General features: G+C 52.7%; 18 protein-coding genes. 14 read left to right on the top strand and 4 right to left on the bottom strand.

What is annotated here, in order from left to right; genetic code table 11:
* Position 1: 1 nt before the first annotated feature.
* Together msrA and BM316_RS11535 are read right to left on the bottom strand one after the other, a co-directional pair.
* Entirely contained in the window at positions 2-622 is a 621-nt protein-coding gene (gene msrA / locus BM316_RS11540; RefSeq protein ID WP_090208560.1) for a peptide-methionine (S)-S-oxide reductase MsrA, read from the bottom strand.
* 355 nt (positions 623-977) lie between these two features.
* Positions 978-2,891, bottom strand: coding sequence for a hypothetical protein (locus BM316_RS11535; RefSeq protein ID WP_090208557.1), 1,914 nt, complete (start codon positions 2,889-2,891; stop codon positions 978-980).
* Positions 2,892-3,340: 449 nt separating this feature from the next.
* On the opposite strand from BM316_RS11535, the gene BM316_RS11530 reads away from it, so the two are divergent.
* From BM316_RS11530 to BM316_RS11470, 13 genes are all read left to right on the top strand, one after another.
* A complete protein-coding gene (locus BM316_RS11530; RefSeq protein ID WP_131802579.1) occupies positions 3,341-4,756 on the top strand; it encodes a hypothetical protein in 1,416 nt (471 codons plus the stop codon).
* Positions 4,753-5,838 carry an NAD-dependent epimerase/dehydratase family protein gene (locus tag BM316_RS11525; RefSeq protein ID WP_090208551.1) on the top strand — a complete coding sequence of 362 codons (1,086 nt, stop codon included), beginning with the start codon at positions 4,753-4,755 and terminating at the stop codon, positions 5,836-5,838. Before BM316_RS11530 ends, BM316_RS11525 begins: the two co-directional genes overlap by 4 nt.
* On the top strand, positions 5,835-7,571 hold the full coding sequence (locus BM316_RS11520; protein ID WP_090208549.1) for a thiamine pyrophosphate-binding protein: 1,737 nt from the start codon (positions 5,835-5,837) through the stop codon (positions 7,569-7,571). Before BM316_RS11525 ends, BM316_RS11520 begins: the two co-directional genes overlap by 4 nt.
* Positions 7,572-7,820: 249 nt before the next feature.
* Entirely contained in the window at positions 7,821-9,005 is a 1,185-nt protein-coding gene (locus tag BM316_RS11515; RefSeq protein WP_090208547.1) for a hypothetical protein, read from the top strand.
* A complete protein-coding gene (locus BM316_RS11510; protein ID WP_090208544.1) occupies positions 9,002-10,150 on the top strand; it encodes a glycosyltransferase family 4 protein in 1,149 nt (382 codons plus the stop codon). Before BM316_RS11515 ends, BM316_RS11510 begins: the two co-directional genes overlap by 4 nt.
* A 97-nt stretch (positions 10,151-10,247) precedes the next feature.
* Positions 10,248-11,381, top strand: coding sequence for a polysaccharide pyruvyl transferase family protein (locus BM316_RS11505; protein WP_090208541.1), 1,134 nt, complete (start codon positions 10,248-10,250; stop codon positions 11,379-11,381).
* A 19-nt stretch (positions 11,382-11,400) separates the two neighbouring features.
* The gene (locus BM316_RS11500) at positions 11,401-12,201 is read left to right on the top strand and encodes a glycosyltransferase family 2 protein (RefSeq protein ID WP_090208539.1); all 801 of its coding nucleotides are present in this window, start codon (positions 11,401-11,403) and stop codon (positions 12,199-12,201) included.
* Positions 12,202-12,280: 79 nt separating this feature from the next.
* Positions 12,281-13,054 (top strand): glycosyltransferase family 2 protein, encoded by a 774-nt coding sequence (locus BM316_RS11495; RefSeq protein ID WP_090208536.1) that lies wholly within the window; start codon positions 12,281-12,283, stop codon positions 13,052-13,054.
* The gene (gene gmd / locus BM316_RS11490; RefSeq protein WP_090208533.1) at positions 13,051-14,175 is read left to right on the top strand and encodes a GDP-mannose 4,6-dehydratase; all 1,125 of its coding nucleotides are present in this window, start codon (positions 13,051-13,053) and stop codon (positions 14,173-14,175) included. The genes BM316_RS11495 and gmd overlap by 4 nt, the downstream gene beginning before the upstream one ends.
* 5 nt (positions 14,176-14,180) lie before the next feature.
* Positions 14,181-15,137 (top strand): GDP-L-fucose synthase, encoded by a 957-nt coding sequence (gene fcl, locus BM316_RS11485; RefSeq protein ID WP_090208531.1) that lies wholly within the window; start codon positions 14,181-14,183, stop codon positions 15,135-15,137.
* Positions 15,138-15,149: 12 nt separating this feature from the next.
* Positions 15,150-16,589 (top strand): mannose-1-phosphate guanylyltransferase/mannose-6-phosphate isomerase, encoded by a 1,440-nt coding sequence (locus BM316_RS11480; protein WP_207493687.1) that lies wholly within the window; start codon positions 15,150-15,152, stop codon positions 16,587-16,589.
* 573 nt (positions 16,590-17,162) lie between these two features.
* Positions 17,163-18,062, top strand: coding sequence for a D-amino acid aminotransferase (locus BM316_RS11475; protein WP_090208525.1), 900 nt, complete (start codon positions 17,163-17,165; stop codon positions 18,060-18,062).
* A gap of 73 nt (positions 18,063-18,135) precedes the next feature.
* Positions 18,136-18,834, top strand: a complete 699-nt coding sequence (locus tag BM316_RS11470) for a sulfotransferase-like domain-containing protein (RefSeq protein WP_090208523.1) — start codon at positions 18,136-18,138, stop codon at positions 18,832-18,834.
* 66 nt (positions 18,835-18,900) lie between these two features.
* Here BM316_RS11470 and BM316_RS11465 read toward each other — a convergent pair whose 3' ends face one another.
* Complete coding sequence (locus tag BM316_RS11465) at positions 18,901-20,115, bottom strand: argininosuccinate synthase (RefSeq protein ID WP_090208519.1); 1,215 nt, start codon at positions 20,113-20,115, stop codon at positions 18,901-18,903.
* A gap of 134 nt (positions 20,116-20,249) precedes the next feature.
* On the opposite strand from BM316_RS11465, the gene BM316_RS11460 reads away from it, so the two are divergent.
* Positions 20,250-21,029 carry a hypothetical protein gene (locus BM316_RS11460; protein WP_090208516.1) on the top strand — a complete coding sequence of 260 codons (780 nt, stop codon included), beginning with the start codon at positions 20,250-20,252 and terminating at the stop codon, positions 21,027-21,029.
* A 66-nt stretch (positions 21,030-21,095) separates the two neighbouring features.
* On the opposite strand, the gene BM316_RS11455 is transcribed toward BM316_RS11460, so the two are convergent.
* Positions 21,096-21,536, bottom strand: a complete 441-nt coding sequence (locus BM316_RS11455) for an NUDIX hydrolase (protein WP_090208513.1) — start codon at positions 21,534-21,536, stop codon at positions 21,096-21,098.
* Between the last annotated feature and the right edge of the window lie 66 nt (positions 21,537-21,602).

Raw genomic sequence — 21,602 nt, 5'->3', positions numbered from 1 at the left:
CCTATTTGGCAAAGGGCGCAGCATCACCCCAAAGCGCAAGCACACGGTCATCTCGGCCGCAGGCCTCGCGGTAGAACGCATAGGCCTCGGCCTGTGTCTTGATCCCACGGCGCGTCAGCACTCGGCTTTCGCCTTTGTAGTAGTCCTGATGATAGGCCTCGGCCTCGTAAAATGTTCCAGCATCGAGGACCGGCGTCACGATCTGTTGGCCAAGTGCCCGCCCGGCCGCGGCTTTTGCAGCTTCTGCCGCAGCGCGCTCTTCAGGTGAAGTGACAAAGATCGCCGTGCGGTAAACATCCCCGCGGTCACAAAACTGCCCCCCGGCATCTGTGGGATCGACTGACCGGAAGAACGCATAAAGCAACTGTTCGTAGCTCACCTCATCGGCATCATAGGTGATTTCCACCGCCTCATAATGGCCCGACCCCTTGAGGGTTTCATAGGTCGGATCAACCGTGGTCCCGCCTGTGTAGCCAGACACCACCTCAGCGACACCACGTACCTTCTCGAAGTCACTTTCAACACACCAGAAACAACCGCCGGCAAAATAGGCCGTCCTCGTTTCATCCGCCAAGACAGGCAGCGGCAATAACGACAGCAAAACGGCAAGCGGTTTGAACATCTACACTACCCTTCTGAAGGAAAGTTAGAAAGTTCTGTCGACTTACCAAGTCGCTGAGATCATTTTCACGAATTGTTGTTGTCGGACTGCGTGCAGAAATCACGGTCTTTCATATCCTGCTTCGCTCCAACAGATGTTTGACTGACCGCTTCATATCTGAAGGGATGTCAAACCACCATTAGATAGCAGAATCATCACTTAGTTTCTGGCAACCGTTATGCGAACGCTGGCGGAACAAAAGCATCTAAAAATTTTTGAAGTCTATAAAGTCTCTGAAAGCTGATAAATCACCCGCAAAAGGAAAGCGCCCGCAATGCGGGCGCTTTATAGATTTCATGAGGCTTTGGAGTACTTACTAGGCGATGACCCCGATAGTTCCGTCGCCGTTCAGATCAACATCAAACAAGCTCTCTGCATCGAGCTCACTGATTGCGGTAGCTGACAATTGATCAACTGCGCCTGAAAGCAAGTCGACCGAAACAGTCTCGTATCCAGCTTCAACTTCAAAGAGTAGTTGCAGTACCTGGAAATCATCTATTTCTGCTTCAATCGGGCCGCTTTCAGAGAAGATGAGTGCGTCTCCTGTATCCGTAAGGGCGATTTCGTTGCTCTCAGTTTCAACGACGTATTGATCAGTCTGAGTATCGATTTTCAAACCAACGGCGCCATTGTTTTCCAGGAACTGGAAGTTGTCGCTATCCACATCGCTGTCAAATAGCACCTCTGCATCGCGGATGGCAGCTGGATCATTGGTGATCTCTTGCTGAGATACATAGGCACCTGTTTCATCCACAGTCCAGACGATCATGCGACCGGTGAATGAGTCCTGGAAGAGAACCTTGTATCCGGTTGCGTCAGGCGTGTCGTCAGCCGCCACCTGTGTGGCCTGGAAGTTGTACGAGACATTGTCGGTATATGTGGTCTCTGTGATCGTGCCGACACCTTCCCGAGTGAGATCGAGGTCAATGGAGTTGGCAGCATCAACGATACCATATGCGCCATCTGTTGTGATCAGATCAACACCGGTGGCGTTGTCATCAACGACGACGACTGTTGGCCCAACTTCGGCACCGATGCCAGGTACATCGTCAAGTCCATCGACATTGAAGAGTACCTCTGCATCGCGGATGGCAGCTGGATCATTGGTGATCTCTTGCTGAGATACATAGGCCCCTGTGTCATCGACGGTCCAGACGATCATGCGACCGGTGAATGAGTCCTGGAAGAGAACCTTGTATCCGGTTGCGTCAGGCGTGTCGTCAGCCGCCACCTGTGTGGCCTGGAAGTTGTACGAGACATTGTCGGTATATGTGGCGTCTGTGATCGTGCCGACACCTTCCCGAGTGAGATCGAGGTCAATGGAGTTGGCAGCATCAACGATACCATATGCGCCATCTGTTGTGATCAGATCAACACCGGTGGCGTTGTCATCAACGACGACGACTGTTGGATCTGGCGGAGTTACTTCAGCACCGATGCCGGGTACATCGTCAAGGCCATCGACATTGAAGAGTACCTCTGCATCGCGGATGGCAGCTGGATCATTGGTGATCTCTTGCTGTGATACATAGGCCCCTGTGTCATCGACGGTCCAGACGATCATGCGACCGCTGAATGAGTCCTGGAAGAGAACCTTGTATCCGGTTGCGTCAGGCGTGTCATCAGCCGCCACCTGCGTGGCCTGGAAGTTGTACGAGACATTGTCGGTATATGTGGTCTCTGTGATCGTGCCGACACCTTCCCTCGTGAGATCGAGGTCAATGGAGTTGGCAGCATCAACGATACCATATGCGCCATCTGTTGTGATCAGATCAACACCGGTGGCGTTGTCATCAACGACGACGACTGTTGGCCCAACTTCAGCGCCAATTCCGTCGACATCGTCAAGGCCATCGACATCGAAGAGAACCTCTGCATCGCGGATGGCGGCCGGATCATTGGTGATCTCCTGCTGCGATACATAGGCACCTGTGTCATCCACGGTCCAGACGATCATGCGACCGCTGAATGAGTCTTGGAAGAGAACCTTGTATCCGGTTGCGTCAGGCGTGTCGTCAGCCGCCACCTGTGTGGCCTGGAAGTTGTACGAGACATTGTCTGTATATGTGGTCTCTGTGATCGCGCCGACACCGGCCCGAGTGATACTCAGATCGACCCCGTCTGTGACGAGTTCTCCTGACCCGTTGTATTCCACGATGGCGTATTCGCCCGTGGTAGTGTCAACCTGAAGCCCAAAAAGACCGATGCTTTCAATCGTGTCGCGTGCCATGTTCTCTCCTAAAATATTAAGAATCTTTCAACTAGTTTCCATAGAAAATTCTTGTTCTAACTATGTCATCACTAAGGTATGTCTCTGGCAAAGACGTTCGTTGCCCTTGTCATACTATGGAGACGCTCATTTGCTGCAATGCCAATCGTCGTGTCTTCAATTATTTATTTTCAGATACGAATAGCAACAAAAACAAGTCGGTCAACGCGACCCTTCTTGGTGCCGCCGGTCTGTCTAAAACAATCCAATAATATCCGAGACACAAGATTTGGGGATATCAATTAGGGTCCCACCACGTTAGAGGTGTAGTCAAAATCTCGGTTGATGGCTTGAATAGAGTAGCGAAGAACACGACCATCCTCTTCGTCCGACAAGTTGTTCTGGCAATCATCGGACTCTATACTATTCGCGTTCTTGTAAGAGAACTCGGCATTGTCGACTTCGGTTTGATGAATGTCGTACTCAGCGTCGCGCTTCTTTTGTCGTTTGTCACGAACTCCATCGGAATGCTGACGCAGCGCTATCTGGCATTTGCTATTGGCGAGAATTCCTTCGCAAATCTTCGTCGGTTCCATGATACGTGCTTTTTTCTGACACTGGCGAGCGCCGCGTTCATTTTTGTTATTTTGCAGACGGGCGGAAACTGGTTTGTTTCAGATGGTCTCGTTGTCGAGTTCAGTCGACAGGATGAGGTTGAAGCTCTATTCCAGTTCTTCGTTTTAAGCACTGTTTGTGGTGCGATCGCAATGTTTCACGCGTCAGTTATGCTAGCGCATGAGGACATGTTTGCATTTGCGTTTTTTGCATTTCTGACGACCCTTTTCCGACTTGGAGCAGCTTTGTCTATCTCAGCCTTCAACCAGGACGGGCTTGTGATTTACGGGTTCTTTTTTTTCCTGGCGACGCTTTCTGTCATGCTCGCGCAGTGGATATATTGCGTTTTCAAGTATGACGAATGCAAACTACGCGGGCTAAGCAGTGACACCCAAGCCATGCGGGAAATGCTCGGGTTCTTGACGTGGACGTTGTTTGGTCAATTCACAACCGTTTGTCGAACACAAGCTATTACGCTGCTTATCAACCAAGCTTTCAATCCGACGACTGTCGCTGCGCGTGCGCTAGCGTTTACGATACAGGCCCAAGTACAGACATTTTCCCAAAATTTTATCGCGGCACTCAATCCACCGATCACGAAGTCTTTCGCTTCAGGAGCCTATGAACAAACGCGTGCCCTTGTTTATATGGGCAGCAAAGCGGCGTTTTTCTTGGCGTGGATAGTCACATTGCCGTTGATTGCGCTTTTGCGCCCTGTGCTCTCGATTTGGATTGGCGACTATCCACCGGAAGCATTGCTCTTCACCAGGCTTGCACTTATCGAAAGCTTGATTGTTTCCGCGAGCTTTCCGCTGATGACGGCTGTAAGGGCAGCCGGTAAAGTTAGGACCTACGAATTGGTCCTGGGTAGCCTACAGGTCCTTATATTCTTGCTGTCATGGTTGCTTGTTAGCACAGGATTCCCTGCATACTCTGTCTATGTCGTCGCAATTTTGATGAACATCTTGATGCTTTTTGTAAGGCTCACTATCGCGTCACGCATGGTAGGACTAAGCGTTTGGGCCTTTTTCGACCGCGCGCTGATGCCTATTTTCAAGGTAGTTACTTCCTCAAGCATCATTGTCATATCGGCGTCTGCCCTCGTTTTCGAAGCGGGGTTCACGACGATATCGCTCGGATCAGTTGTAGGCCTCTTGGCGATCTTGGGCGCTGCGCCAACGCTCATCTATTGTTTTGGCCTTACGAGCGGGGAGAGGGCGCAGTTGAAGATTTTGCTTAGGTCAATCCTGGCCAAAAGAGCCGCCAAATGAAAGTGCTCGTCCTCGGCGGTACCGGTGTCATTGGCACGTCGCTGATCCTTTCGCTTGAGAGGGCCGGAAGCGAAATTTGGGTGACAAGCCGGAAAACGTTGAATGATCGCCAAAATGTAAAATTCTTGAAGGGAGACGCGCAGGACGACCAGTTCTTAAGCAGCCTCTTGTCCACACGCTGGGACGCAATCATTGATTTTATGGCGTACACGACACCAAAATTCCTGCAGAGATTTGAACAGCTCTACAGGGCGACAGATCAGTATGTATTTCTTAGCTCATGTCGGGTATTTGCCGCCAGCCAGACTGATCTAGATGAATGCTCTCCTCGATTACTCGACGTTTGTACAGATCCACACTATCTGACCACCGATGAGTACGGCTTGGCAAAGGCGCGACAGGAGGACTACATTCGCCAATCGTCGAGTACAAATTGGACGATCGTCAGGCCCTACATCACTTTTGGAAAGGGGCGATTTCAGTTGGGCCCGCTGGAAAAAGAAGACTGGCTATACCGCGCCGTCAGAGGGCGAAAAGTTGTATTTTGTAAAGATCTTATGAATCGGACGACGACTTTGACCAACAGCGATACCGTGGCAGGAATGATAGCGTCGTTGGTCGGACGAAGCGAAGCGATTTGCAATGATTTCAACCTGACAAGCGGCATCGGAATACAATGGGCGGACATACTTCAAACGTACTCAGCGGTTCTTCGCGAGACGCTGCGTTGGACAGGTGATGTTGTCTTACAAAACCTTGATGAGTTTTGCCTTCACACAAAGCCTGAACAGGTAAAGTTTGACCGCGCTTACGATAGGCGTTTCTCGACGAACAAGATCGCTCCATTCTTCGATCTGAACACAATTGCAGACCCGCTTGTTGACCTCAGAGCTTCCTTCGAAAAGCAACTGGCAGGCGAAACTAGATTTCGTAGAATAAACTGGAGAGCAGAAGCATTGAGGGATAAGGCAAGTGGAGAATACGTGGACCTAACCGATCTTGAGACGCTTTCATCACTATCTCGATATCTCTTTTTTCGCCACGTTCCTGTTCAAATTATGAGGCAAATGAAAATAGTATGAGCTCATATACGGCGGAAAAGCAGGCGCAGATTGTGATATCTCTGCTGAAGGCACACGGTGTTCGGTACGTGATCGCCTCCCCGGGCGCGACAAACCTGACTTTCGTTGGCAGCATACAGACCGATCCTTTCTTCAAGATCTTCTCAGCCGTTGATGAGCGCTCCGCAGCATACATGGCATGTGGAATGGCCGAACAGCTCGGAGAACCGGTCGCACTAAGCTGCACAGGAGCAACGGCGTCTCGTAACTATATGCCTGGCCTGACGGAGGCATTTTACCGGAAATTGCCAGTTCTCGCGATTACATCGACGCAAATCCATGCGCGAGTTGGCCAAAATGTGGCACAAGTAGTCGATAGATCTTCAATCCCGAATGACGTGGCGAAGGTCAGCGTGCATCTGCCTGTCGTTAAGGACTCTGATGATATTTGGGAATGTGAGATCAAAGTTAACAAAGCAATCCTTGAACTGCGCCGCCATGGCGGTGGTCCGGCACATATCAATTTGCCGACCGTTTATAGCCAAGACTATGAAACAAAAACGCTTCCCGTGTTCAGAAAAATGGATCGATGGACTCCTGGCGACACACTTCCAACGATTGCCGGACGCATTGCAATATTTGTTGGGTCGCACAAGAAATGGACAGCCGACGAAACAGCAGCAGTCGAAAGGTTCTGCGAAACAAACAATGCCGCAGTTTTTTGCGATCACACCAGCTCATACACCGGAAAGTATCGTTTGCCTATGGCCTTGGTCGGCGCTCAGGAAAGGCTGCGAAAAACGAGCATAAAACCTGACATTAGTATCCACATCGGTGAGGTCTCGGGCGATTATTATACCCCTGCCTTAACGGGCTCAGAGGTCTGGCGCGTCAGTCCTGATGGAGAGCTCCGAGATACCTATCGCAAGCTTCGGCATATTTTCGAGATGCCGGAGAAGGCTTTCTTTGAAGGTTACTCGCACAAGGAAAGCAGTCCGATGGAGTACTTTGCCAGCTGCGAAGAAGTGTTGAATAGAGTGCGCTCTAAAGTCCCAGATCTGCCTTTCTCCAATTTATGGCTCGCGTCGAAGTTTGCCTCACAAATCCCCCAGGGTTCTGTGGTTCACTTTAGCATCCTCAACAGTTTGCGGGCGTGGAATTTCTTCGATGTCCCGACCGGAGTATCAGCGGCTTCTAACGTCGGCGGCTTCGGGATTGACGGTTGTCTGTCGTCTCTCATTGGAGCATCAATGGCTGATCGCGAGAGGCTATTCTATCTTGTCACGGGGGACTTGGCCTTCTTCTATGACATGAATGCCTTGGGTAGCCGCCACATTGGACCCAACATCCGAATTCTTCTCGTAAACAATGGTCAGGGAACCGAGTTCACACAATATGGCCACGCAGGTTCAAAGTATAAGCACGATGCTGAAAAATATGTCGCCGCGAGTGGGCACTTCGGAAATCAATCACGAAACTTGGTAAGGGCGTATGCAGAAGCCCTCGGTTTCAGATACTCATCTGCGTCTTCAAAGGAAGAGGCAGCAGAAGCGCTCAAGGCTTTCTTTTCATCAAAGGCATCGGAAAGCCCGCAGATTGTAGAAGCTTTCGTTGATGCAGAAGACGAAAGCAAGGCGCTTCAGACGGTAAAGAATTTGGCAGTGGACGTTCATGGCCAATTCAAAACGGCCGCCAAAGCCGCCTTGGGTGCCAAGAGCATTAAACTTGCCCGAAAAATCATCAGGCACGAGTAACGGCGGTTGCTTTGATGCTGGCGGCTTTCTGCAAGTATTTCACCATTGACGCAGGAACATTCTTCGGAAGCTACAAATTGTGCTTCAGTTTGGTGTAATTGAATTGCAGAGAAATAGAACGAGGTCGGGAGGCCTAATGTCTTATATGGATGTCGACCTGCCAGACCTGGATCTTTGGCTACTGCAAGATTGTCCTGTCAAATGACGACAAGTCTATTTGTAGCAGTCTCCAGTTACCTTCTGCTTGGGATGTTTGCATTGCTTGCGTGGAGTGGTCGCCGTTTGCTGGAATTGGCAGTATTGTGCGTTCCACTTATTTACTGCGGCTACTTTGTGTTGAGTATTCTTGTCTTCTCTTTTGGGGAAGATATGCCATTCGACTATTTTTCGAGAAATATGCTCGATGTCTACGGCTTTGTCCTGACGATGATATGCTTTCACTTCTTTGCGGTTCTGGCGGCTATGCGTTTTGTCGATCTGCTTGATAATCGCAGCTATGTTGCGGTCGACGTCAATTATTTCCGGAAGCTCGATATCGGAATTACCGGATTCCTTTTTTGTATTTCTCCGGCGTTCTTTGTTTTTCTGGCGGTGCCGAATAGCGATCTTTGGGAGCGGCCAGCATTCATTTACATTAGTGCCTCGAACCACTGGATGCGGTTTGCGGATCTCTTGCTATTTCTATCTGCCGTTTTGACGCCTTTTATCAGGCGGAACGGATTTAAGTTTTTGTGCTTGTTCGTAGTTACAACATCATTTCTCGCGGTTGGCAGCCGGTCAGCAATTGTCATGCTTATTGTTTTTGCTGCGGTCGAGATGCTGGTCTTGCGTCGGCACCGCTCTTGGGTACCAATCGCAATAGGCTTGCTGGCATTTTGGCTGCTCGGAGCAATCCTCTATCTTCGTATCGTCAATAGCGGCGGCATTCTCCCGGTCTTCCAAGCCGCCTTTTTTTCAGACTTTTCCGCCGTTTCCCATATGGTGTTGTATGGGACTAACTATATCTTCAATCTCTCATTTGTCCTCAATGGCGAGCTCTTGGAAACGGTCGCAGCGGAAGCAAAATGGTTCTACTACTCGATCATTCCGGTACCATCTGTTTTGTATGATCTCACTGCTGAATTTAACTCCACTCACCGATTTCGGGCGAACATCCCTTACCCAGGTTTTGGATATGCGATCTCCTACATGGGTCCATTTCTTTACATCGGGGCAGTTTTTCTTTCGTCGTTCGGCTTTCTTCTTGCACGAAAATATTTATCGACGAGGCGCGATATATTTGAAGCTATTTTGTGTTTTTCATTCTTTGCATTCCCGTTTCTTATTCAATTGCAGTACAATTTGAGGACCGGAACGCGTCTCATTTACGTTTTCGCTGCAGTGTATTTCATCGTAGCTATCTTGAGACGTATCAGGTTGAGACAACTGGCATGAGAGTGCTGCTAGTTGCAAAGTCGTTGGAAAAAGGTGGCGCCGCCACAGGTGCTCGGAATCTAATGCGCGCACTTAGTTCAGCTGGCATAGAAGTAGTTGCCTTAGATGCGTACCGAACGCAGGCCTACCGCCCAATTAGATTGCTACGCCTCATAGAACGTATTTGTGAGCGATCTTTTTTTGGGACAGATGTTCATTGTCTCCGCATCGGCCCACCGGTCTTCAGTCTTCTTCAGCTTGAGAAGCAATACCAGCCAGACCTCATTCAGCTTTGCGATGTTTCTGGCAATACAATAGGCTTTGAAGATCTAAATGCTGTGAGCTGCCCAGTCGTCCATCGTATGAGTGATTTTTGGCCGTATCATGGAGCAAAGCACTATGGTCTCAACATGGAGGCCAGCAGCAATTTTGCGAACTATCTAATGCGCAAAACACTTTACGATGGCAAAGCAAAGCCTGACTTACTGGTAGCGCCATCGCAGTGGTTATGTGAACGAAGTCGTGTCGACCGCATAAAGGTAATTAGAAATGCTGTCGATATCGCAGCAGAAGAAGAAACCCGACGCTTTGAGAAAGACAAAGTCCGCTTCGGTTTCATCGCTAATCCTGTAAATGATCCACGAAAGAATCTTGCATCACTTCCTTCAGCCTTGGCAGCTATCGGAGCGCGCTTTTCCGAGGTTGAACTTCACATTTATGGTAAAGGAAGCAATGACATACCAAGGTTCCCGTCTGGGATCATCGTCCACACTCACCCACCCTTCGCTCAGAAAGATCTGCGTCAAGTCTATCGCTCCTTTGATATTCTGTTGTGCCCCTCCAAGCTGGACAATTCACCGAATACTCTGACCGAAGCATTGGCGAATGGGGTGCCGGTCATTGCACAGTCAGAGACGGGGATGGATAGCTACGTTGAAGATGAATTCGGAGCGCTCATTGATTTTGATGGTAAAGCAGAAACAGAAATTGCAGATGCGACTGTGCGCATCATGTCGAACTACTGCGAAGCTTCACGGGCGGCAGTTTCATTTTGTGTAAGGGAGCTTTCTCCGCAGGTGATCGGGATGAAGTACCTTGAGCTCTACAAGGAGATCGTTGGCGCTAGCAGGTCACATGAAGAAAACCTTGAGATGTTGCAGAGCTAAAGGGGAAAAGCACGAAGCATATAGTAGGCTTGTCGACTTTGAATTGACTCCAGCTGCTGACATAGGAAACCGGTGTTCTACAAAGTGACAGGGCAAGATGATGAAAATAGCAATACTCACTCAGCCGCTAGGCCATAACTACGGTGGAATAATGCAAGCTTGGGCATTGCAAACTGTGCTGAGAGAGAAGGGACACATCGTCGAAACAATAGACCGTCGCGCCGCGCGTCGCGGTGCTCTGATGTCACTATTGCGTCTTGGACTTCGCCTTGGGAGAAAATTCCTACGTGGGTCAAAGCAACCAGTTTTTCTGGAAAAGCATATCGAGATCGTCTCAACCAACACCCGAGAATTTATCGACACGAAGCTTAATATCTCTCCAGCCATTTATGACGACAAAAGCCTCATGAGCTATTTCTTTGCCGGTGGCTTTGAAGCAGTGGTTGTCGGAAGCGACCAGGTTTGGCGACCTGCTTATTCTCCGAACATATATAACTTCTTTCTAGACTTTTTGGAGAAGAGTGACGCGAAAACCACCAAAAGGATTGCATATGCTGCGTCCTTTGGAGTCGACAAATGGGAATTTACGCCTGAGCAAACAAAGCGATGCCAAGGTCTGGCAAAACGGATTGACGCAATTAGTGTGCGGGAAGCGTCAGGGATTGAATTATGCAGTGAACATCTTGATGTCGCGGCAAGCAAGGTCCTTGATCCGACACTGCTGCTTACCAGAGAATACTACGAGGATTTGTGCGCAAAGACAGAAAGTTTGCAATCTTCTGAATACATATACGCCTATTTACTCAACAAGAATTCTCACAAGTTGGGCATGGTGCAGCAGGTTGCAGATTATTTTCAATTGAAGGCCATTAACTTCAGGGGAAAGGCCGAAAGCACGGCTTCCCAAACTGGTGGCAGTGAAAGCGATCCCCTCCCTCCGGTCGAACAATGGCTCAATGGCTTTCGACAAGCACGCTTTGTTGTGACAGACTCATATCACGGCGCAATCTTTGCCACTATTTTTCAGAAACCATTTTTGGTTCTAGACAACCCTGGTCGCGGATCTTCGCGCTTTGAAAGCCTCCTTGCCGAACTCAATATGTCCGAGCGGTTTGTGAAAGTTTCAGATGCCAATTTTGACATCGAGGGTCTTGATCGACGACCGATCTCCGCTGCAGACCTAGAAGAATTGCGAAGCAAATCGCTAGCGTTTCTTAATGAAAACCTCTGAATCGTTTGGGATCTTCTGAATGACTGAACTTACCTCAGCCAAAAAATCGCCGGTTTCAGTCATCATTCCAACTTGCGATAGGCCTCACTCGATGCTTCTCGAAGCGGTTCACTCTGTGCTAGGTCAGTCTTGCCCACCGACTGAAGTGATTATTGTCGACAATGGAACGGTCGCTGCAGACGTCGAAGGTTTACCTAAAGAGGTTTTGTATTTCCGCATTGCTCCTCGTGTAGGTGCATCCATCGCCCGAAATTTTGGTGCCGCCTTTTCAAAAGGGCGGTTTATCGCCTTCTTGGACGATGACGACGTTTGGTCCAGTAATTTCATTTCGGATTGTCTGGAGCGACTTGCTCAAGAGAATGCCAAATGTGTCTATTCGAGTATCTTTCAGATGGGACCAGAAACACCGATATGTCTTGCCCAGCCATCATCAGAAAACTTTACGGTTAAGGGGCTGTTACGCAGGAATGTCGGTGCGAGCGGCCAAAACTTTGTCATTTGTAAAGATCTATTCTGGACTGTTGGGGGTTTTGACAAAGACCTAGTCGTCTCAGAAGACAGAGATTTGGGCATTAGGGTCATTCTTTCCGGTGCAAAGATTCGCTTTTCTACAAAAGCTAAGGTCTTCATGCGTCCATCTGACGGGCGCGAACGCTTGACCAGCCATCACCCCAGACGGTTTGCGCTACTTTGGAAATACAAATCGTATCTTGGTTTGAAGGACGTTCTTATTCTGTCTGTAGTTTTTTCGGCATCACAAATCAAAAGGCAGTTGGCGAAAGTGGTTCTCCGCTACCCCTTCGGAGCCACGAAGTTTTAAAGCTCGTGTCCATGGGCAAATGCGCTGCACTTCAATATGGAGTGTTCTACCAGAGCACCGCTGAAAGAAAAATTCTTCGATGAATAATCCACTCACAATCTCAGTTGTTACTGCGGTTTTCAATCGTGCCTTAACTATCGAAGACACACTGAATTCAGTCGGGTCGCAGGACTATAGTCACGTTGAACACCTGGTGCAGGATGGCGGATCTTCGGATGGTACGCTTGATATCATTTCAGAGGTATCTGGTTTACGGACCCACCTAGTGAGCGAGCCCGACAATGGAATTTACGATGCCATCAATAGAGGGCTGAAGCGCGCAACAGGTGATATCGTCGGGCTGTTACATTCGGATGATACTTTCGCTCGAAGGGATGTGCTTTCTCACGTTGCAGCAGCATTTTCTGACCCAATGGTTGATTGTGTGTATGGCGATCTCCAGTACGTTTCAGAGAATGATCCGACGCGCGTCGTTCGACACTGGAAGGCGGGCTTCTATGATCGAAACAACATCCGCTCTGGCTGGATGCCGCCTCACCCAACCTTCTATATTCGTCGATCTCTGCTGGAGAAATTTGGCAGCTATGACACATCGTTTCAGATCGCAGCAGATTATGATGCGATGCTGAGGTGGTTATGGATTCACAACCTGAAGCCAGCCTACATTCCGATTGTGATGGTTAGGATGCGGACTGGCGGTGAGAGCAATAGGTCTCTTGGTCGTATCATTAAAAAGAGCAGGGAAGATTACTTCGCCTTGAGGCGAAACGGTGTCGGGGGTATCCCCGCGTTGGCACTCAAGAACCTGAGAAAAATTGAACAGTTCAAATTGCGAAAGCCCCCAACCGAATGACAAAAACAGCTCTCATCACCGGCATCACTGGCCAGGACGGCTCTTACCTCGCCGAGTTTTTGTTGAACAAGGGATACGTGGTGCACGGTGTCAAACGCCGCGCATCATCTTTTAACACCCAACGGATTGATCATATTTATCAAGATCCACACGCCGCCAATCCGCAACTGCATCTCCATTACGGCGATCTGACCGACACCTCCAACCTCACCCGGATCATTCAAGAAACCCAGCCCGACGAAGTCTACAACCTCGGTGCGCAGAGCCATGTCGCGGTCAGCTTTGAGAGTCCCGAGTATACCGCCGACGTTGATGCCATGGGCACCCTGCGCCTGCTCGAGGCGATCCGCTTTCTGGGGCTGGAGAAGACAACCCGATTTTATCAGGCCTCGACCTCGGAACTTTACGGATTGGTGCAGGAGACCCCGCAGCGCGAGACCACGCCCTTCTATCCGCGCTCGCCCTATGCGGTGGCCAAGCTCTATTCCTACTGGATCACGGTCAACTATCGCGAGGCCTACGGGATGTATGCCTGCAACGGCATCCTCTTTAATCACGAGAGCCCGCGCCGTGGCGAGACCTTTGTGACCCGCAAGATCACCCGTGGTCTGGCCAATATCGCGCAAGGGCTCGAAGATTGCCTTTACATGGGCAACATCGATGCGCTGCGCGACTGGGGCCATGCCAAGGATTATGTACGCATGCAGTGGATGATGCTGCAACAGGATGCTGCTGAGGATTTCGTGATCGCCACGGGACAGCAGTTCTCGGTGCGAGATTTCATCACATGGTCTGCCGCTGAACTGGGGATCACACTGGAGTTCACGGGGAGCGGCGCGGACGAGATCGCCACCGTCGCTGCAATCACCGGCGACAAGGCGCCTGCGCTCAAGGTTGGCGACGTCATAGTCCGCATCGACCCCCGCTATTTTCGCCCTGCCGAGGTGGAGACCCTGCTGGGTGATCCGAGCAAGGCCAAGGAGCGTCTTGGATGGGAACCGGAGATTACTGCCCGCGAGATGTGCGCCGAGATGGTCGCCGAAGACCTGCGCGTGGCCGAACGCCATGCACTGCTGAAGGCACATGGGCACGATATTCCGGTCTCGGTCGAGAACGGGTGAGCGCGATGAAGGTCTATGTGGCAGGTCATCGGGGTATGGTCGGCGGCGCAATCCTGCGCCAGTTGCAGGCACGTGACGGCATCGAGATCATCGCGCGCAGCCATGCAGACCTGGACCTCACTGATCAGGCTGCCGTCCGCACCTTCATGCAAGCAGAACGCCCTGATGTGGTGATCCTCGCCGCGGCCCGCGTGGGCGGGATCCTTGCTAACAACAACTATCCGGCTGATTTCATCTACGACAACCTGATGATCGAGGCGAATGTCATCCATCAGGCCTTTGCAGCCGGCGTCACACGCCTCCTGCAACTTGGATCATCTTGCATCTATCCGCGAGCTGTCCCGCAGCCCATGCGCGAGGATGCGCTGTTGACCGGTGTGCTGGAACCCACCAACGAACCCTACGCCATCGCCAAAATCACTGGCATCAAGCTTTGCGAAAGCTACAACCGGCAGCACGGGGTCGACTATCGCAGCGTGATGCCGACGAACCTCTACGGACCCGGCGACAATTTCCACCCTGAAAACAGCCACGTCCTGCCTGCCCTGATCCGCCGCTTCCATGAAGCCGCACGAGACGAGCTTGGCGAAGTCGTGATCTGGGGCACCGGCACGCCACGCCGAGAGTTCCTGCATGTGGACGATATGGCCGCCGCCTCGCTCTTTGTGATGGACCTGCCCAAGGAAGTCTACGACGCCAACACCGACCCCATGCTAAGCCACATTAACGTGGGCACCGGCACGGATATCTCTATCCTTGAACTTGCTCAACAGGTTGCAGAAATCACGGGATTTGAAGGGCGCATCACGACTGACCCCGACAAACCCGACGGCACACCGCGCAAGCTGATGGATGTCTCACGCCTGAAGGCGATGGGATGGGAGGCAACGATCAGTCTCGATGAGGGCCTACGCTCCACCTATACGTGGTTTCTGGATAACCAAACTGACCTGCGCTGCTGAAGGATTGGACCTATGACGCAAGACATTCATCCGGTTCTTCTCTGTGGTGGCTCTGGAACCCGCCTCTGGCCACTCTCGCGCAAGTCCTACCCCAAGCAATTCGTCAAACTGACAGGCGACGAGAGCCTCTATCAGGCCTCTGCCCGCCGTTTGTCAGGGGCTGGTTTCGCGGCCCCCATGATAGTGACAGCCTCGGATTTCCGTTTCATCGTAATCGAGCAGCTTGCGGCACTCGACATGGCGCCCGCCGATATCCTGATTGAACCAGCGGCCAAGAACACTGCTGCAGCGATCTGTGCAGCTGCAATCGCACTTGAGGCGCGCGCGCCCGGTTCTCTCATGCTGGTCGCCCCATCTGATCATGTGATCCCTGACGGCGCTCGCTTCCGCGCGGCGGTGCACGCCGCAACCTCTGCTGCGCGAGATGGACAACTCGTGACCTTTGGCATTCGCCCTGACCGCGCCGAGACGGGCTATGGTTGGCTCGAGCTATCGCAGGCGACAGACGACTTCGCTTCAATTGCGCAGCCGCTCAAGAGCTTTGTCGAAAAACCGGACCCTGCCAAGGCCGAGGCTTTGCTTGCAGGAGGCATGCACCTGTGGAATGCAGGGATCTTCCTCTTCACCACAACCACCATTCTCGACGCATTCGCCCAACATGCGCCCGAGGTGCTTGAGGCCACGCAAGCCGCCTTCGCCGCTGCCGAGCGCGACCTCGCCTTTATACGGCTGGGGCCCGAGGCGTGGGAAACACTGCCCGATATCTCGATCGACTACGCGGTGATGGAACGGGCCAGCAACCTCAGCGTCGTCCCCTACGCTGGCGCATGGTCCGATCTTGGCGACTGGCAGGCCGTCTGGCGCGAGGCAGAAGCGGATCACAGCGGCACGGTCACGTCCGGCCCTTCGACCGCGCTCGACTGCGCCGGAACACTGTTGCAAGCAACAGACGATGCGCAAGAGCTTGTCGGGATAGGCCTGCAAGATATCATCGCGGTCGCAATGCCCGACGCAGTGCTGGTCGCCCGTAAAGACCGCGCGCAAGAGGTCAAAGAGGCTGTCGCCACCCTCAAACGCAAATCCGTGGCACAGGCCGAAACCCTTCCCCGTGATTACCGCCCTTGGGGTTGGTTCGAAAGTCTCGTTGTTGGCCCACGGTTTCAGGTAAAGCGCATCACAGTCAATCCCGGCGCAGCCCTGTCGCTACAAAGTCATCACCACCGCTCTGAGCACTGGATCGTCGTGGAAGGCACCGCCAAGGTTACCGTTGACGAAAACGTGCAGCTCATTGGTGAAAACGCATCCGTCTACATTCCCCTTGGAGCGATCCATCGCCTGGAGAACCCCGGCAAAGTACCACTGACTTTGATCGAAGTGCAGACCGGAACTTATCTCGGTGAAGACGACATTATTCGCTATGAGGACATTTATGCGCGCGGTCGTGACAGCTAGGTGAAGTCTACACAGACCAGCGAGTGCAGCGGACTTGGCAAACAAGGTGCGGCGAATAGTCTGTCAGGGTCTCCCCAGCCGGATTCTCGAATTCCGACCATTCATGGAACGCAATGTTCTTTTGTGTCCCTGTGGGCCATCCTACGAACACTGTTCTGCCCGGTGGTAGATAAACTCTCTGCGATACATCGACGGGCTCTGCAAAGAAGTGACACTGGGGCGTCGGACCTGCCGCAAGTTCACCAAATGATAAAGTCAGCAATCGAAATCTGTTGATCAGATCATTTAGGTAGCGAGGTTTCTAATCCACTTACAATGACCATGCTTCTCGTTTTCGTCCCGACACCACTGATAGTCGGACTTTGATGTGGAAAAAGAGCTCTGTAGAGCTTATCAGCGTGATTGCATTTTGCTTGCTGTTTGCGTCGTTATAAAAACTGGCAGGTTCTTATGGAAAAGTATCGGAGAAGAGCGAAGCCGACGGACGCACTATGGCTAGTGCCCTTTCAAGTCCTGATCTGACAGGTTGTAATCCGTTCTCCATCACTCGCGCGGCAAGCAAAGGACCAAGCCATGCCCGAAGTCACCACCCATCAGGCCGAAGAAGACGCCCGCAACGAAGAGATCCTGATCTACGTAGACGGCAGGATCGTGCCAAAGGCGGAGGCCACCGTCAGCGTTTATGACAGCGGCTTTATGCTGGGCGATGGCGTCTGGGAAGGTCTGCGGCTCTACGATGGCAAATGGGCCTTTGTGGATGAACATATCGACCGGCTCTTTGAAGCAGCCAAAGCAATTGATCTCGATATCGGCATGGACCGCGCCGGTGTCATGCAGGCGCTTGAGGACACACGCAGCGCCAACAACATGACCACAGACGCCCACGCACGGCTGATGGTGACGCGCGGGACCAAGGTGCGGCCCTTCCAGCACCCCGGCCTGTCGCAATCGGGCCCGACTTTCGTGATCATCATGGAGCATTCCAAACCCAAGATCCCGCGCCCGATCACTCTGGCCACTGTTCCGCATCAGCGCGGCCTGCCAATGACGCAAGACCCCAAACTGAACAGCCATTCGAAACTCAACTGCATTCTTGCCTGCATCGCCGCCGGGAAGGCGGGCGCGGACGAGGCGCTGATGCTTGATGTGCATGGCTTTGTGAACACAACGAACGCCTGCAACTTCTTCATTGTGAAAAAAGGTGCCGTCTGGACCAGCACTGGCGACTACTGCATGAACGGAATCACCCGCCAGAAGGTCATCGACCTTTGCCGCGCCAATGATATCCCCGTGCACGAGCGCAACTACTCACTGGTGGATACCTATGCGGCAGACGAGGCCTTCCTGACCGGCACGTTCGGTGCACAAACACCGGTCAGTCACATCGACGGCCGGCAGATCGGGACGGGCAAGCTGGGTCCTGTGACCGCACGACTGCGCGACCTTTACAAAGATCTGGTGGCAAATTCATGAGACGGGCCTGTCTGCACAGCTGGTGTACAGCCTGTGTACAGGCTGTGTACATGTGGTGCACAGGGTGTGCGACATGAAAATCGCCATGTGGTCAGGGCCGCGGAACCTTTCGACCGCGATGATGTATGCCTTTGGAAACCGCGCCGATTTTGCGGTTTGGGACGAACCCTTCTATGCGCCTTTTCTGGCTGCAACCGGCCTTCATCACCCGATGCGAGAGGCGATCCTCAGCGCACATGAAACCGACCCGCATGCTGTTGCGGCAAGATGCAGCGGACCTGTGCCTGATGGCAAAAAACACTTTTATATGAAGCACATGCCGCATCACATGATCGCGAGCTTCCCGCTCGATTGGGCAAAGGACTGCATCAATATTCACCTGATCCGTCACCCCGCACGGGTGATCGCCAGCTACGGGGCGAAACGCGAAGAGATGACGCTGGCGGATATCGGCTACCCCCAGCAAACCGCACTTTATGACAGGATCGGCGGCCTCGTGATCGACAGCGCAGATATCCGCGCCGATCCCGAAAAGATGCTCAAAAAGCTTTGCAAAAACATAGGCTTAGATTTTGATCCCGCCATGCTGCACTGGCCCGCAGGCCCGCGCAAAGACGACGGTATCTGGGCTGCGCATTGGTACGGCGCAGTGCATGAAAGCACCGGTTTCGCAGGGGCCGAAGGCCCTTTGCCTGAACTTGCCGAAACCCAGGAAAAAATGCTGCACCTCGCGATGCCGCACTATGAGAAACTTGCAGCCGAGAAACTCTAAGCCACTGTTATTATTGGCCTATAAATATCCCGGGGGATCGCCGCAGGCGATGGGGGCAGCGCCCCCTCACCCCTTGCGGTTACGTGCCGCCAGCAGTTTCAACCGCAGTGCATTCAACTGGATGAAACCTTGTGCATCCGACTGGTCGTAGGCACCCATATCTTCTTCAAAGGTCACATGGGCCTCGGAATAAAGCGAATGATCCGACCAACGGGCGACGGTATTTACTGAGCCTTTATAAAGCTTTACGCGGACCGTGCCCGAGACATGCTCCTGGGATTTATCAATCAGCGCCTGCAACATCTCGCGCTCAGGCGAGAACCAGAAGCCATTGTAGATCAGCTCGGCATAGCGCGGCATGATGCTGTCTTTCAGGTGACCCGCACCGGAATCCAGCGTGATCTGCTCGATCCCGCGATGGGCTTCCAGCAGGATCGTCCCGCCTGGCGTCTCGTAGATGCCGCGGGACTTCATGCCAACAAAACGGTTCTCGACCAAATCGAGACGGCCAACACCGTGTTTGCCGCCCAACTCGTTCAGTTTTGTCAGGATCGTCGCAGGGGACATCCGCTCACCGTTGATGGCAACGGCATCGCCACGCTCGAATTCAATTTCGACCATTTCGGCCTGATCGGGCGCATCCTCGGGTGCGACCGTGCGCTGATAGACATAGTCCGGTGCTTCCTGCGCGGGATCTTCCAGGACTTTGCCCTCAGAAGACGTGTGCAACAGGTTGGCATCGACACTGAACGGCGCTTCGCCACGCTTGTCCTTGGCAATGGGGATCTGATGTTTCTCAGCAAAATCAATGAGTTTGGTCCGGCTCGAAAGATCCCATTCGCGCCACGGGGCGACCACTTTGATCTCGGGGTTCAACGCATAGGCGGCCAGTTCGAACCTTACCTGATCGTTGCCCTTGCCAGTGGCGCCATGTGACACCGCATCCGCGCCTTCTGCGGCGGCGATCTCGACCAGACGCTTCGAGATCAGCGGACGGGCGATCGACGTGCCCAACAGATAGAGCCCTTCATAAAGCGCATTGGCGCGGAACATCGGGAAGACGAAATCACGCACGAATTCTTCGCGCAAATCCTCGATGTAGACTGCGCTGGCACCCATCATTTCGGCCTTTTTGCGGGCAGGCTCCAATTCCTCGCCCTGACCCAGATCGGCAGTAAAGGTGACAACCTCACAGCCGTATTCCGTTTGCAGCCACTTGAGAATGATCGAGGTATCAAGGCCACCTGAATAGGCCAGAACAACTTTCTTCGGAGCAGTCATGCGCGTTGTGCCTTTGCGTCAATAGGGTTGCGATGGCGCGATAGCGGGTTTTGGCAAAAGGGGCAAGGAGTGGCCTGTTGACCGGATCGCTGTGACATGCATCTTGATCACGAATTGCAAATCAGGGAACTGCCATGGCCTTTCAGATCATCCGCCACGCCTTCCGCATGGTCTTTGGCAACCTGCGCGAGGCCCTCAAGGTTTCGGTGGGCCCATATCTGATCCTGTCGGTCATCGTCGTGCTGGCTGTGGGCATGATCAGCGAAACCGGTGGCATGTTCGATAACGGAACGCCGATGGGTGGAGCAGAACCCATGCAGCCGACCGCGGCCCTGATCATTCTTGCGCTGATCCCGGTCGTGCTTTTCACCGTTGCCTGGGTTGCCGTCGCCTGGCATCGCTTCATTCTGCTTGAGGAATACCCCGGGCTTCTGCCGCAATTGGCTGGTCGTCCGATCTGGGCCTATGTGGGTCGTTCCATACTCTATGGTTTTATTATCGCGCTTGCCTCGCTGCCACTCATCTTCCTGACGATGGGTCTGGCAATGCCGCTCATGATGGCGGGGAGCGGGGTCGCCGCAGTCTTCGTCTCCGTTCTGATCACGGGGTTCATGACCTATGTCTGGTTGCGGATTGCGATTGCCTTGCCTTCCATTGCCATAGGACAACCGATTTCGATGGGCGATTCATGGCACGCGACCAAAGGGATGTCTGGCACCATTTTTGGCGTGGCCTTCCTCTTGATGGGCATCAACGGCGTTGCGACAGTGCTGATCGCAGAGATTTCGGCGGTCCTGCCACTGGTTGGCTTTGTTCTGGACATCGCTGTGCGATGGACGGTGCTGATGCTCGGCGTCAGCATCCTGACGACCTTGTATGGCCACCTGATTGAAGGCCGCGACCTGCCGATCTAGGCCCCCATCATTGTTGGCCAATAAATATCCCGAGGGAATCGCCGCAGGCGATGGGGGCAGAGCCCCCTATAGCCCCGCAACCCATGCTACAAAGTCTGCATCGCCGTCATTATAAAGTTCAGACACCGCAACCTCTGGCGCCATCCAGAGGGGGATATGCCCCGGTTCTGTCGCGGGGCCGTGCGGACGGACGGGACGTGCCAGGTAGATATGGCAAAGCTTCTCGGCCCACATGTCGTATTCGGGCATGTATGCAAAGCGGCGGAATGTGCCCAGTTTGCGCGGCGCCGCGATGCGCCAACCTGTTTCCTCAAAGACTTCGCGGTGCAGTGCATTCAGGGGGTGTTCACCCGGATCGATGCCGCCTCCTGGCAATTGTATTTCGTGGTGCGGGTCGCCTTGATAGGTCAGCAGCAGCTTTCCACCCAGCGGCAGGATCGCATAGACACCGGGACGTGCCTTGTATCGTTGCCCCGGTTTTGGCGTATCGCCATACCGTCTGATCATAGCTTGCCCCCTTGGACGCGCGGTTGCTCCGCCTATATAGGCGCGGTATGCCACCCCGAAACGTGT

The organism is Yoonia litorea (assembly GCF_900114675.1).
Lineage (GTDB): Bacteria > Pseudomonadota > Alphaproteobacteria > Rhodobacterales > Rhodobacteraceae > Yoonia > Yoonia litorea.
Note: the sequence above shows the minus strand (reverse complement) of the source record. Positions and strands in the feature narration are given on the sequence as shown.

What these genes read in the sequence shown, in the direction of transcription:
- BM316_RS11455 (WP_090208513.1), bottom strand. Translation starts at nt 21,536, where the DNA reads ATGATCAGACGGTATGGCGATACGCCAAAACCGGGGCAACGATACAAG.
- BM316_RS11525 (WP_090208551.1), top strand. Translation starts at nt 4,753, where the DNA reads ATGAAAGTGCTCGTCCTCGGCGGTACCGGTGTCATTGGCACGTCGCTG.
- fcl (WP_090208531.1), top strand. Translation starts at nt 14,181, where the DNA reads ATGAAGGTCTATGTGGCAGGTCATCGGGGTATGGTCGGCGGCGCAATC.
- BM316_RS11470 (WP_090208523.1), top strand. Translation starts at nt 18,136, where the DNA reads ATGAAAATCGCCATGTGGTCAGGGCCGCGGAACCTTTCGACCGCGATG.
- gmd (WP_090208533.1), top strand. Translation starts at nt 13,051, where the DNA reads ATGACAAAAACAGCTCTCATCACCGGCATCACTGGCCAGGACGGCTCT.
- BM316_RS11460 (WP_090208516.1), top strand. Translation starts at nt 20,250, where the DNA reads ATGGCCTTTCAGATCATCCGCCACGCCTTCCGCATGGTCTTTGGCAAC.
- BM316_RS11475 (WP_090208525.1), top strand. Translation starts at nt 17,163, where the DNA reads ATGCCCGAAGTCACCACCCATCAGGCCGAAGAAGACGCCCGCAACGAA.
- BM316_RS11500 (WP_090208539.1), top strand. Translation starts at nt 11,401, where the DNA reads ATGACTGAACTTACCTCAGCCAAAAAATCGCCGGTTTCAGTCATCATT.
- msrA (WP_090208560.1), bottom strand. Translation starts at nt 622, where the DNA reads ATGTTCAAACCGCTTGCCGTTTTGCTGTCGTTATTGCCGCTGCCTGTC.
- BM316_RS11535 (WP_090208557.1), bottom strand. Translation starts at nt 2,891, where the DNA reads ATGGCACGCGACACGATTGAAAGCATCGGTCTTTTTGGGCTTCAGGTT.
- BM316_RS11520 (WP_090208549.1), top strand. Translation starts at nt 5,835, where the DNA reads ATGAGCTCATATACGGCGGAAAAGCAGGCGCAGATTGTGATATCTCTG.
- BM316_RS11465 (WP_090208519.1), bottom strand. Translation starts at nt 20,115, where the DNA reads ATGACTGCTCCGAAGAAAGTTGTTCTGGCCTATTCAGGTGGCCTTGAT.
- BM316_RS11505 (WP_090208541.1), top strand. Translation starts at nt 10,248, where the DNA reads ATGATGAAAATAGCAATACTCACTCAGCCGCTAGGCCATAACTACGGT.
- BM316_RS11530 (WP_131802579.1), top strand. Translation starts at nt 3,341, where the DNA reads ATGAATGTCGTACTCAGCGTCGCGCTTCTTTTGTCGTTTGTCACGAAC.
- BM316_RS11480 (WP_207493687.1), top strand. Translation starts at nt 15,150, where the DNA reads ATGACGCAAGACATTCATCCGGTTCTTCTCTGTGGTGGCTCTGGAACC.
- BM316_RS11495 (WP_090208536.1), top strand. Translation starts at nt 12,281, where the DNA reads ATGAATAATCCACTCACAATCTCAGTTGTTACTGCGGTTTTCAATCGT.
- BM316_RS11510 (WP_090208544.1), top strand. Translation starts at nt 9,002, where the DNA reads ATGAGAGTGCTGCTAGTTGCAAAGTCGTTGGAAAAAGGTGGCGCCGCC.
- BM316_RS11515 (WP_090208547.1), top strand. Translation starts at nt 7,821, where the DNA reads ATGTTTGCATTGCTTGCGTGGAGTGGTCGCCGTTTGCTGGAATTGGCA.